At 53.5% G+C, this 12,171-nt stretch carries 11 protein-coding genes; 3 read left to right on the top strand and 8 right to left on the bottom strand.

Annotation, left to right across the window (positions count from 1 at the left end):
* Nucleotides 1–48: 48 nt before the first annotated feature.
* Both ABE504_RS32750 and ABE504_RS32755 read right to left on the bottom strand, forming a co-directional pair.
* Nucleotides 49–1,152: an ABC transporter permease gene (locus ABE504_RS32750; RefSeq protein ID WP_430096904.1), complete on the bottom strand. Its 1,104-nt coding sequence runs from the start codon at nt 1,150–1,152 to the stop codon at nt 49–51.
* Nucleotides 1,149–2,105, bottom strand: a complete 957-nt coding sequence (locus ABE504_RS32755; RefSeq protein ID WP_430096922.1) for an ABC transporter ATP-binding protein — start codon at nt 2,103–2,105, stop codon at nt 1,149–1,151. Before ABE504_RS32755 ends, ABE504_RS32750 begins: the two co-directional genes overlap by 4 nt.
* Before the next feature lie 240 nt (nt 2,106–2,345).
* On the opposite strand from ABE504_RS32755, the gene ABE504_RS32760 reads away from it, so the two are divergent.
* Nucleotides 2,346–2,558, top strand: coding sequence for a hypothetical protein (locus ABE504_RS32760; RefSeq protein ID WP_126141746.1), 213 nt, complete (start codon nt 2,346–2,348; stop codon nt 2,556–2,558).
* 165 nt (nt 2,559–2,723) lie between these two features.
* The gene (locus ABE504_RS32765; RefSeq protein ID WP_430096906.1) at nt 2,724–3,527 is read left to right on the top strand and encodes a hypothetical protein; all 804 of its coding nucleotides are present in this window, start codon (nt 2,724–2,726) and stop codon (nt 3,525–3,527) included.
* A gap of 754 nt (nt 3,528–4,281) precedes the next feature.
* On the opposite strand, the gene ABE504_RS32770 is transcribed toward ABE504_RS32765, so the two are convergent.
* The 6 genes from ABE504_RS32770 to ABE504_RS32795 all read right to left on the bottom strand — a co-directional run bounded on the left by ABE504_RS32770 (nt 4,282) and on the right by ABE504_RS32795 (nt 10,940).
* Nucleotides 4,282–5,112 (bottom strand): aldo/keto reductase, encoded by an 831-nt coding sequence (locus ABE504_RS32770; RefSeq protein WP_430096908.1) that lies wholly within the window; start codon nt 5,110–5,112, stop codon nt 4,282–4,284.
* Between the two features lie 120 nt (nt 5,113–5,232).
* Nucleotides 5,233–6,675 (bottom strand): nicotinate phosphoribosyltransferase, encoded by a 1,443-nt coding sequence (locus ABE504_RS32775; protein ID WP_430096910.1) that lies wholly within the window; start codon nt 6,673–6,675, stop codon nt 5,233–5,235.
* A gap of 41 nt (nt 6,676–6,716) precedes the next feature.
* Entirely contained in the window at nt 6,717–7,265 is a 549-nt protein-coding gene (locus tag ABE504_RS32780; protein ID WP_430096912.1) for a cysteine hydrolase family protein, read from the bottom strand.
* A gap of 229 nt (nt 7,266–7,494) precedes the next feature.
* Nucleotides 7,495–7,833 carry an SPW repeat protein gene (locus tag ABE504_RS32785; protein WP_430096914.1) on the bottom strand — a complete coding sequence of 113 codons (339 nt, stop codon included), beginning with the start codon at nt 7,831–7,833 and terminating at the stop codon, nt 7,495–7,497.
* 144 nt (nt 7,834–7,977) lie between these two features.
* Nucleotides 7,978–9,111, bottom strand: coding sequence for a stalk domain-containing protein (locus tag ABE504_RS32790; RefSeq protein WP_430096916.1), 1,134 nt, complete (start codon nt 9,109–9,111; stop codon nt 7,978–7,980).
* A 122-nt stretch (nt 9,112–9,233) separates the two neighbouring features.
* Nucleotides 9,234–10,940 carry a methyl-accepting chemotaxis protein gene (locus ABE504_RS32795; RefSeq protein WP_430096918.1) on the bottom strand — a complete coding sequence of 569 codons (1,707 nt, stop codon included), beginning with the start codon at nt 10,938–10,940 and terminating at the stop codon, nt 9,234–9,236.
* 275 nt (nt 10,941–11,215) lie between these two features.
* On the opposite strand from ABE504_RS32795, the gene ABE504_RS32800 reads away from it, so the two are divergent.
* Entirely contained in the window at nt 11,216–12,121 is a 906-nt protein-coding gene (locus ABE504_RS32800; RefSeq protein WP_430096920.1) for a rhodanese-related sulfurtransferase, read from the top strand.
* Nucleotides 12,122–12,171: the final 50 nt, after the last annotated feature.

The raw sequence follows: 12,171 nt of genomic DNA on the forward strand, positions 1-12,171 counted from the left end.
TGTGAGGCGCACTGAAAAAAGCCGCTCATCGGCTGAGCGGCCTTCCCTTTACTCCCATTTAAACGTAAACGTCGAAATGACGAAACATACAACCAGCCAAATCGCCAGCATCCCAAGCTGCGGCCACAGCTCCCCGATGCCCGCGCCGACGTTCATCACTTGGCGGAGCGCCGTGCTTAGCTGCGTGATCGGAATCGACTTCACGATTGGCTGCAGGAACTCCGGCATGCTCGACACTGGGAAGAACACGCCGCCCAAGAACATAAGCGGGAACGACAAGATACCCGCGATCGGTCCGGCGCTCTCCGGCGTCTTCGCTACACCGGCGATGATGAAGCCGAGGGACATGAACGTCAGCGTGCCCATCACGATAATGAGGAAGATGAGCCACCAGGCGCCGTTCATCTGCGTTCCGAAGATCAGCGCGCCGACGAGCAGCACGATCAACGACTGAATGACGCTAAGGATCAGACGCGCGGTGATCTGCGCCGCGATGAACGTCGAAGCGGTCAGCGGCGTGCTTTGCATCCGGCGGAGCACCCCGCGCTCGCGCCAGGAAGCGATTTGACCGGCAACCCCGTTCAGGTTGTTCGACATAATCATCATCGCGAGGATACCCGGTACAAGGAAATCGATATAGCGCAGATCAAGCGACTGCACGCCGACTGGCTCAATCCCTACGATCGGCACGTAGTTGGTCAGCTTTTTGGACACGCCGTCCGCCACTTGCCCAACGACCTGCACGCCGATGCTGGAGCTCATTTGATTCGTCTGATCAAAGTACACCTGTAAGAGATGTGCCTTGCTGTTATCCGCTCCCTTTTGCTCTACTGCTGTGCCATAGTTTTTCGGGATCACCACGACCAGCTTCTGGTCGCCATGCTTCAGCTCCTCAAGGCTTTTATCCAGATCGTCCGTTTTCTTCAGCTTCAGCGCGCTGTTGCCCTGCAAAGCCTCCACCATCACCGCGGAAGCGCTGCTGTTATCCTGATCGATGAGCGAGCCGCTTAAATCGACGTCGGTGCCCTTTCCCAGAAATGAGCCCAGCATAATCATGAAAAACAACGGCATGAACAGTGTAAAAAACAGCACCTGCCGATTCCGCACAAAAAAACGCAGCTGACTCAGCGTCAATTGAAGATAAGCTTTCATTCTTCTTTCAAGCTCCTTCCCGTCATCGAAATAAACACGTCTTCGAGCGTCGCCGTACGCGTCTGCAAATCAGCGAGCTCCAGGCTGCCGGCCGCGCTTTTCTCGACGAGATCGATGAGCGAGGTTTGCAGGTTGTCGGTGTAGAGCACATACACATCCTTGCGGATGTCCACGCCTTTGACCTCGCGAATGCTGTGCAGCTCCTCCAGAATACGGGTGCGTCCCTCTTCGCTCTCGTCCGCGCCTTGCAAGCGAAACTCGATTGCGCTGTCGGATTGCAAGCTTCGTACGAGCTCCCGCGGTGTGTCCAGTGCCACGACTTTCCCTTGATCCATCAGGCAGATCCGGTCGCAGAGCACATGTGCTTCCTCCATATAATGTGTGGAGAGGACGATCGTTTTGCCGCGTTCTTTGAGTCGGAGAATAATGTCCCAGAGTGTGCGCCGCGCCTGCGGATCGAGACCTGTTGTCGGCTCATCCAGAAAGATGACCTTCGGATCGTTAAGCAGGGCGAGCCCGATGGCCAGCCGCTGCTTCTGCCCGCCGGACAGGTGCTTGACCCTGCCTTTTCTTTTTTCCGTCAGCGTCATGTCCTCGAGTAGCGGCTCAATCGGCACCGCATTCGGATAAAAGCTCGCATACATCTGCATAATTTCCTCCACCGTCAGCAACTCGAACAGTGAAGTCGATTGCAGTTGAACACCGATCACTTCTTTGACTTTGATTAACGCTTTCTGCGTATCGTACCCAGCCACAATCGCGCGTCCGCCGTCCGGTTTGCGCAGGCCTTCTATCATTTCCATCGTTGTCGTTTTGCCTGCGCCGTTAGGCCCGAGCAGACCGAATACTTCTCCTTGAAAAACTTTGAAATTCACTCCGCGAACCGCTTGAAAAGAGCCATAGCTTTTCACCAAACCGTCCGCCTCAATAACAACTTGAGAGGAGTCCACAATGTCACACCCTTATCTTCCAAAATTTATCATTTCATAAGCGCTTCTCTATCATAACCGAATGGGCAGTGGTTTGCATCCTCCTGCAGACGGTTTTCAACCCACTTTTTTCCATATGCATGAACGACAGAAGTAGTGGCATTCCGACAACGCGAATCGACGAATAAATTGAGAAAGATATGATAATCTTAAGACTCAACAGACCAAATAAACGAATTCATAACGCGAAGGAGATGTGTTGAAGTGCGAATGAATATTCTATTTAACAAGAAACCGATCTCTGTCAATTTTGTCGGAACGGACCACAAGTTGATTCCCTCTTTGCTCAACGCTCTTCGATATAACAAATTTACGACGATGAACCTGGTGAACTCCTTGGAACGTGTCGATTTGTTCAGCTCCGAAGCGATTTTATATGCGACAGACGGTAATAAAGCACGGATTCCTATTTTTTAAAATGATAGCGATTACGATAGAGAAACAGCCATTCGCTGCGTAGTAGAATTACGCGGAGAATGGTTTTTTTCTTGCGTCTTCGCGCATAAATCCATTACTCTTTTCATAGACTGATAGAAAAGATCGCAATTCCAATCGCAGCCGATCTGCAGGATGGAGACGCCTATGTTCACAATTACTCCCCCTATGAAAAAGAAAATCCCCCCTCTCCGTCTATTGATTTTCTTACTCGTTGCATGTGCTAGTTTTCTATGGACGCTGATCTGGGGGCTGCACCTGCTAGACAATAAACCGCCGCTCCCTACGATTTCAAAATACAGCGTATTTGAAGCTTCCAACGGCGTTAGATTGCATACGATTCAGACATTGCCGTCCAACATCGGCCTGAAGGCGATCGCGGCGAACGTGACGGATTTAATGGATAACGGCATTAATGGCGGGTTCTTCTGGCAGGGCTATCTGCTGAGCATCGCCGTTCAAAATGACAAGCCCGTGAAAGGCGCACCCGGCGACTACGGCTCCGGTTGGTTCAATACGGACCGCAAACGCGGCACACTGGTGTGGGACGAGCTGGCCGGAACATTCAGCATCCAAGTCGTGGAGAATGCCAGCGAGCTGCAGGTATCGGACCGCGCCCATTATTGGGCGCAGGGCGGCGTCAGCATGGGGCTTGCCAACCCTCAGGGCTGGGTAGAGCAGGCCATTTCGGAAGAAATGCCGGTGATCGACGAGCCGCGCATGCGCTCCGGCATCGTGTACGATCGGTACAACCGGCTGTACCTGGTCGTTGCACCTACGCCTTGCACCGGCGAGGCGTTCCGCTCTGCCGTGATGGAGCAAGTGGGGGACGGGGCGCTAGTGGACGGTCTTTTCCTGGACGGGGACGGCTCGTCGCAGCTCAAAGTCAAGAACTTCCTGCTGCCGGGTGATCATCGGGAAGTGTATCAGATGATCTCGCTGCTGAAGTAGGAGGGGGAGGGAGCGTCGAGTGCGTTGTCATAGCGCGGCATGGCTTGGTGACGTGATGGTGGGGTGAATAAAAGCGGTAAACCACGCTTATTTCTTGATTTTGGCGCGCTGAGCGGGAAATAGAAGTGGTGAACCACGCTTATTGGGCTAACTTCTCTCGCAACTGGTCAGTTGGTTAGAGAATAAGCGTGGTTGACCACGCTTATTTCTGAGCAGCCGAGCAGAGAATGCCGTTTAGACGTGGTTGACCGCTCTTATTTGCGGGCGGGAAAAGTGCGGGACGGCGGAGACGAGCGGGATGAGGAGTGTTCTCCAAGCAGCAACTGTAAAAACTGCAGTTAATTCGGAGAAAAAGGGACGAAATGCTTAGAATCCTGTATTTCCTACAGGTAAATTTCGGATAAACTTGGCTGCAACCGCTTTCATTCAAGAAATCGCTGAAATTTACTGTACTTTCTGCAGGATTTCCCGGAGATTGCACCTGAACGTCGGGATTACCTGCATTTTTTGCAAGTTGGCGTGGCAGGGAGGGCAGAGCGGTAATTTGTTGGTGCTTTGCTGGTACATTTGTGGGGCATTGGTGACTCTTGCGGGGCTCGGGATATTTCGGCGGGGCTTTGCGGGACTGACGGGGCTTTGGCGGTAGATACTTGGCAGTTCATTGGTAACACTTTCTCCGTAACTTGGCCGGTACTTTGACACGCACACAAAAGGAGCAAAGACAACCATTCAGCCGTCTTTGCTCCTCTTCACATTAAAATGTCACATTGTCCGGATCCGGACCCATGCGTTTATTCAAATTGAGCGCATCGATCTGCGCCATATCCTCACTGCTCAGCGCGAAGTCGAAAATCTGCGCATTCTCCAGAATGCGCTGCGGCGTGATCGACTTCGGAATGACCACGACGCCGTTCTGGATGTCCCAGCGCAGAATGACCTGCGCGGCGGATTTGCCGTATTTGCCGGCAATGCCCTGCAGCACGGGATGATCCAGCTTGCCCTGCATGAGCGGGCTCCACGCTTCAACGCGAACGCCGGTTTCACGGGCGTAAGCGAGCAGTTCTTTTTGCGCCAGCTCCGGATGCAATTCCACTTGATTGACCGTCGGCACGACGCCGGTATCTTCGATCGCCTGCTTCAAGTGGTGGATCTGGAAGTTGCTCACGCCGATCGCGCGCACATAACCTTCCTTGTACAAGTGAACGAGCGCTTTCCACGTCTCGCGATAAGTCGGCGTCACCGCCCAGTGGACGAGATACAAGTCGATGATGTCGAGACCGAGACGCTTGCGGCTCGCTTCAAATGCCTTCAACGTGGACTCATAGCCTTGATCGGCGTTCCACACCTTCGTCGTTACAAAAATATCGTCACGCGGCACGCCGCTGTCGCGCAGCCCCTGGCCGACGCCTTCTTCGTTGCCGTAGACAGCCGCCGTATCAATACTGCGGTAGCCGTATTCCAAGGCTGTGCGGACAGCCGAGATGACTTCCGGGCCTTCCTTCGTTTTCCAAACGCCGAGTCCGAGCCACGGCATATGGATGCCGTTATTCAGCTTGACGCCTTCCGTAAATACTTGCGTGGACATATCCGTTCAACCTCCCAACCAAATTTGAAAAATCGCGAGCAAGCCCGCACTGCATCGCAGCGCGGACTGTCCCTCCTATCATAGCATGTTCGGGAAACGGAATGCCAATCGCGCGAAAGGCTACTCCTGGTAGCGGTGAATCAGCGCCATTTTCAAATCCCACAGCTTCCGGCTCAAATTCACGCGATACACCTCGGGATTGAGCTTCCTCAAATACTGCGGCCACACCGTCTGCAACTGTTCGGCGTGATACGCGCGAATCTCCTCCAGCGTAGGCTGTGCATACACCAATTCCCCGCCGGCAAAAATCGACTGAAGCAGCGGCACCGCTTCATAGTCCTCAATATATTTGAATCGGTACGGATGCACCGGATCGAACAGCTTAATTCGCCGGCCCTCGCGGATGTCCGTCTCCTCTTGCAAGGCCAAATAATCCGCTTCCGCCTTGCCCGTCTTCTTATTCATAATCCGGTACACTTCCTTGTAGCCCGGATTCGATACTTTCTCCGGGTTGCCCGAAATCTTGATGACCGGCTCGAACCGGCCATCCTTCTCCCGGGCAACCAACTTATACACCCCGCCCAGCGCCGGCTGGTCGGCGGCCGTAATCAGCTGGGTGCCGACGCCCCAGCTGTCGATGCAAGCGCCTTGGGCTTTCAGCCCCTCGATGATGTGTTCGTCCAAGTCATTGGACGCCACAATCTTCACCTCGGGAAAGCCCGCCTCATCCAGCAGGCGCCGCGCCTGCTGGGACAAATACGCCAAATCGCCGCTGTCGAGGCGAATGGCGGCCAGCTCCTGGCCGCGCCCCCGCATCTCGCGCGCCACGGTTATGGCGTTCGGCACGCCGCTGCGCAGCGTGTCGTAGGTGTCCACGAGCAGCGTGACGTAGTCCGGCACTGCTGCGGCATAAGCACGGAACGCATCGAGTTCCGTGTCATGCGCTTGCACCCAGGCGTGCGCGTGGGTGCCCTTCGTCGGGATGCCGAACAGCATCCCGGCCCGCAGGTTCGACGTCGCGTGGAACCCCGCGATGTAGGCGGCTCTGGCGCCCCAGATGGCGGCATCCGCCTCCTGGGCGCGCCGCGTGCCGAACTCCAGCAGCACATCGTGCGGAGCCACTTGCTTGATGCGCGAGGCTTTCGTAGCGATGAGCGTCTGGTAGTTCACGAAGTTGAGAATGGCCGTCTCGACAAGCTGCGCTTCAAAAATCGTGCCCACCACACGCACGATCGGCTCATTCGGGAACACGAGCGTGCCTTCCGGCGCGGCGTACAGGTCGCCCTGGAAACGGAAGGCGCGAAGTGCGTCCAGGAAGTCCTCCCGGTACTGCTCCTCCTGCGTCCGCAAGTATGCGATCTCTGCCTCCCCGAAGCGAAGTTGCTGAAGATACGAGATGACGCGCTCGAGCCCAGCAAATACCGCGTAGCCGCTGCCGAACGGCAGCTTGCGGAAATACACCTCGAATACCGCCCGCTTCGTATGCGTCCCTTGCAGAAAATAACCGTACATCATATTAATTTGATATTTATCCGTATGCAGCGTTAATGCGTGATCGTTCATCTCCATCATCCTCCTGCGCGCGATACGCCCTTAGCGTCATTTTACCCTTTTCTGACAACCTTAGCCCCGAGTGTTCTTTCAAAATGCCGCAACGCCCAGTCATGCCCCGCAGGATCGAACGAAGCGACCGCATCCGCGTGAATCACAAGCGAGAAGCCTTGATTGTAGGCGTCGACCGCGGTGTGCAGTACGCAAATGTCGGTGCACACGCCGATCAATTGTAGCTCCGTGATGCCTTGAGCTCGCAGCCGAAGCGCCAAATCCGTCCCGGCAAAAGCGCTGTAGCGCGTTTTATCCATCCACATGATCCGCTCTCGCTCCGCTTCATACACCTGCCCCAGCTTCCCGTACAGCTCTCGTCCCTCCGTCCCGCGAAGATTATGCGGTGGAAACAGCCCCGTCTCGGGATGAAACGGATCGCCATCCTCGTGCAGATCCACCGCCATCACAACAAACTCTCCCTCATCCACAAACGTATTCGTCAGCTCGCAGATCCGATCTTCAATCGCGATCGCAGGCTCCCCAACCGGCAGCTTGCCATCTACAAAATCCGCCGTATAGTCAATGACAATCAAGGCTTTACGTGTCATGTGAAGATCTCCTTTCCATCTTTTAATATTATCAAAACGACATTATCAATACTTAAAAAAAGAAGAAGCTCAGCTTCCTTTATCGCTCTCTTTTGATATTCTCATTATGACATACTTAAATCCATCTGGCAAGAGGGGGACGAAATTTTTTTAGCATATCGGGAAACGTACCCTCGAAACGCTCTATGTCCTCCCCAAACGCACCGATCAGCAAAGATCGCGAAGCCGTTCAACTTTGTTCGGATTGAGATTCCGATTCGGGATACAAATTGGCGTAATTCAGAAGCATCGTCAAGAACCCCAGCACAACAAAAGAGAAAAAGGCTTTCAGCTGCAGCTCGAACACGTTAGGCACCGCGATAAACAGCGCGCCGAAGCACACGCACACCCAGTTTTGCCACACCTGCTTCCCGGACTTCCCGAGCGCCAGCATCGAGCAGACGAACTGCAGGCTGCCGAGCACCAAGCAGATGAGCATCGCATTCGTTTCATGACGAAAATCGAACACCCACGGGCTGACGGCAAACCAGAGCGCGAGGCATGCGGATAACACGTTTTTCAGATACATCCAGACCACCTCCCGAAAACAAGGATGTTCTATTATATGCAACCGCTTACAACTTTGTGACGACAAAAAGCCCCTTCCCCCGCCCAATAGCGGAAAAAGAGGCTTTTGCATAGTTCTCGCACCTTTTTCTATCTCAAGCTCATCCTATTGCTCAATGGTGACGTTCACGCCATCCACCTTCGCAGTGGCCTTCAAAATGTCCGAAGCAAACTTCAGCGGCACATAGAGCGTGTCGTTCTTGATCACGGGCGCTGCACCTAACTCAACAGGCGCCATCCGTGCAAAGAAATAGCTGTCCTTCCCCACGCTCACCGATGTCCATTCTGCGCCTTTGCTCAGCTCGGCTGCATACGTATCCTGGTTCCATTTCACCGTATACCCGAGTCCCTCGGCCACTTTTCGCAGCGGGATCAGCTGTGCCCCATACTCATTCGAAGTCAGATCGTCCGCCGCCAATTGCACGCTCAGCTTTTTATCGGAAGTCTGCTCCACTGGCTTCGGCTCTACCTTGAGATCGGCCGGCAGCGGAAATTGGAATTCCGGCGTCCCCATCACTCCAGGGGCGATTTCATATTTCGAGAACACGACGACAGCTTCATTGCCCGCGACATAGAAGGTCTGCTCGTCCGCAATTCCTTTGAACTCATCCGCAAAATAGTTCTCTGGATGCTCGGCGATTTTCGCTTTTACGCCGGCATTCACGGTCGCTTTGTAATCCGCGCCAAGCAGATCGCTCAGCTTGACAAGCCGAGCCGTCGGCGTGTTCAGAAACGTGTACGCGTCGACGCGCGGCATGCCGGTGTTCCCATAAGAACCATACGTTGTCACAACGAGGGAGACGACGCCAGCTGGCTTCCCTTTACCATCGGATTTTAACTCATACACGGTTTTTAAAATATAAGGGCGGAACGTATAGCCGCGATCCTTCGCAGTTTGCGAATCTTTCTCCGCATCCTTCTCCCAGCTCGCAAGGTCTTGCTTGGCTTTCGTCATGATAATGTCATTCAGCTTATCTTGATACTGCGTATCCGCCAGGCCCGTCAGCTGCGGCACTTTGACGTCCGCGTTCAAGTTCACGCTGGACGTTGTCAGCACCACTTCCTTCACCGCGACTGACGCTGCCGCTTGAATCGGCGAAGACACAGGCTGCGCCTTCACCGTCTGTGCCGACCCATCCGCGGATTCCGCCGCTGCTGGCAGTACGGCCCCCACAACACCTGCGAACAGGGCGCAGGAAATCATTCCCATTTTAAGCAACATAAAAGGTTTCTTTTTCATTAGACATACACTCCTTGTCGATTCATGAATGAATGGGGCTTGTTGTTTGCCTTCATGAACATAAGACGCAGATGCCCGGTGAAAAAGTTTGCTTGAATCGACATTTTTTTATTGTCTGCTATCTAAGCGAGGCGGAAGCCGTTCACAACGGCATTCAAATCCGTCGCAATGTCCGCCAAACTCTTCGCGGAGGACGTAATTTCTTCCGCAGATGCAAGCTGCTGCTGCGTGACAGCCGCGACGGATTGCGCCGTGCCCGACGTCATTTTCGCGACGCTGCCTACATGTGCCACGGTGGCGGCGACTTCTTCCGTGCTTGCCGCCATTTGCTGCGCGGCTGCGGCCGTTTCCTGGATCTTGCCGGCAACCTCTTGCGACGCCTGCACGATCTGATCGAACGCCTGCTCCGCCGTACCTACCTCGGTCAACCCGTCCTGCACCTGGCTCAAACCGGTATTCATCACGGCGACAGCACGCTGCGTATCCGTTTGAATACTCGAAATGAGCGCCGAAATGCTGCGGACGGAATCATCCGTCTGCGTCGACAGCTTGCGCACCTCACCCGCCACGACGGCGAAGCCTTTGCCGCTTTCCCCAGCCCGCGCCGCTTCAATCGCCGCATTCAGCGCAAGCAGATTCGTCTGAGCCGCAATATCGCCGATCAGCGTGGAAATTTGGCTGATGCTTTGGGAATGCTTATCCAACTCTCGAATAACCCCATTCGCTGCATTCACCGCTTCGTTCACCGCCTGCATCTTGTTCACGACGCGTTCCATCGCATGCGTGCCGTGATCGGCAAGCTGCGACGCCGTCATCGACAATTCGGAGACGTCCGCCGTTGTTTCGGCGATCCGGGAAATACCCACCGCCATTTCTTCCATCGCTCTGCCGCATTCCTCGGAGCTTTGCGCCTGGACGTCGGCGCCGCTCGCAAATTCCTGCACAGAGATGGCTACGTGCTGGGAAGCGGATGTATTTTGCTCGGAGCTTGCAAAGAGCTGTTGGGAAGAAGCCACCACACTGTTCGAGGCGTTCAGCATTTTTTCCACCGAAAGGCGCAGCTGGCTCACCATACGATTTACGGACCCGATCAGCGCGCCGATTTCATCCTTATTTTTAACCGAAATGGCCTGCACAGTAAGATCGCCTTCTGCAATGCGATTCAGCGCTTGCGATGCTTTCCGCACGGGCACCACGATGAGGCGGTCCACCAAAAAACCGGCAGCCAGCATGATCAGCAATAGAATGACCACGACGACAACGGAAGTCACCACACTGGAACGATACAATTCGTTGCTTTCTTGAACGGCTTGCTGACCGCCTTCCTGGTTAAACGTCACCATTTCCGCCATCGTTTTTTGCGCGTTGCCGAACGCCGTTGACATCACGGCCAAACTATCCGCCGCTTCCTTCACTTTCGTGGGGTCGGCCGACATCTTCTTATTGACCGCAAAGGCATCCTTGAACGCCGTCCAATCCTGAGTCAACTGGTCAAAATGCGCCTGATCGTCCCCATTCGCAATAGATTCCTTATATTTTCCTAATAATTGATCGATACTTTCAATCGTAGAAGCAATTTTGGCGTCAATCGGCTCCTGCTTCTTCACATCCGGCTCTAATTTCTTCTGATAATATAGCATCAAGAGATGCTCGGAATTATAGTTGATTTCTTCAATCTGTTGAATCCCCATCATCCAGTCGTTGGCGACTTTCTCGTTCTGATCTTTCAGCGAATGCATACGGGTTAAGTCCGTGAGACACATGACGGCCAACATAAGCACGATGACACCGAATACCACACCAAATTTTAAGCGTACACTTAATTTCATTACAAAATCCCTCTACTTCCATCTATGATTTGGACGCTGCGGTATACGCAATTCATCTGTTGGTCATATCTTAAGTTATAATCGTTAGGACTTTTATGTACTTTTCTTTATAAATGTGTGAGATTTGCTAATCCTTTTTGAATGAAGTCCACTGCCGTCAGACTAACGTTCCAAAAATTGCTGTCCGATTGAAAAAAACGCATTTTTATGTCAAGATATGCGTAGAGTCTTTTTTCAGGAGACGCGTAATTATTTGAGTTAGGTGGTTTTTTTCTATGACAGCATCCAGCGCTCCATTTCGTATATTGTTGTACTATAAATTTGTTCGCGTTCATGACCATGAGGCGCTTGCCCGCGAGCATTTGGCGTTCTGCAAGAAGCTCGGCATCAAAGGCCGCATTCTGATTGCCCCGGAAGGTATCAACGGTACATTGTCCGGAACGATTGAGCAAACCGACGCCTATATGGCGATGATGCGGCAAATGCCGCTTTTCAAAGACATGGTTTATAAAATCGATGAAAGTCAGGACCATTCGTTTAAGAAACTGTTTGTCCGTCCGAAAAAAGAGCTCGTCACCTTCCGATTGGAAGAGGATGTGGATCCGAACCAACTAACGGGCACACATTTGAAGCCAAAGGAATGGCATGAAATGCTTCAGCGCGACGATGTGATCGTGCTCGACGGACGTAATTATTACGAATACGACATCGGTCATTTCCGCGGCGCGATTCGTCCGGAAGTGGAAACGACACGCGAGTTCCCGGAGTGGATTCGCACCAACATGGCCGACTACAAGGACCGTCCGATTCTGACCTATTGCACCGGCGGCATCCGTTGCGAGAAACTGTCCGGCTTCCTGATCAACGAAGGCTTCAAGGACGTGTACCAGTTGGACGGCGGCATCGTCACCTACGGCAAGGATGAAGACGTCCAAGGCCGCTTGTTCGACGGCAAATGCTACGTCTTCGACGAGCGCATTTCCGTGCCGATCAATCGGACGGAGGAAGATGTTATCGTCGGCAAGTGCTACCACTGCGGCAAGCCTGAGGATCGCTACATCAACTGTGCGAACGATCTATGCCACTTGAAGCACATCTGCTGCGAAGCGTGCGAAGAGGAGCACAACAGCTTCTGCTCCGCGGAGTGCGAAGAGAAAGCGTTAAGCGCGATGGAAGCTTAGGGCTTCTTAGTAAAAAGCACCGCCCTTATGGGCAATGTCATTAAGATAAG

This window comes from Paenibacillus oryzisoli (genome assembly GCF_050467285.1).
Lineage (GTDB): Bacteria > Bacillota > Bacilli > Paenibacillales > NBRC-103111 > Paenibacillus_E > Paenibacillus_E oryzisoli_A.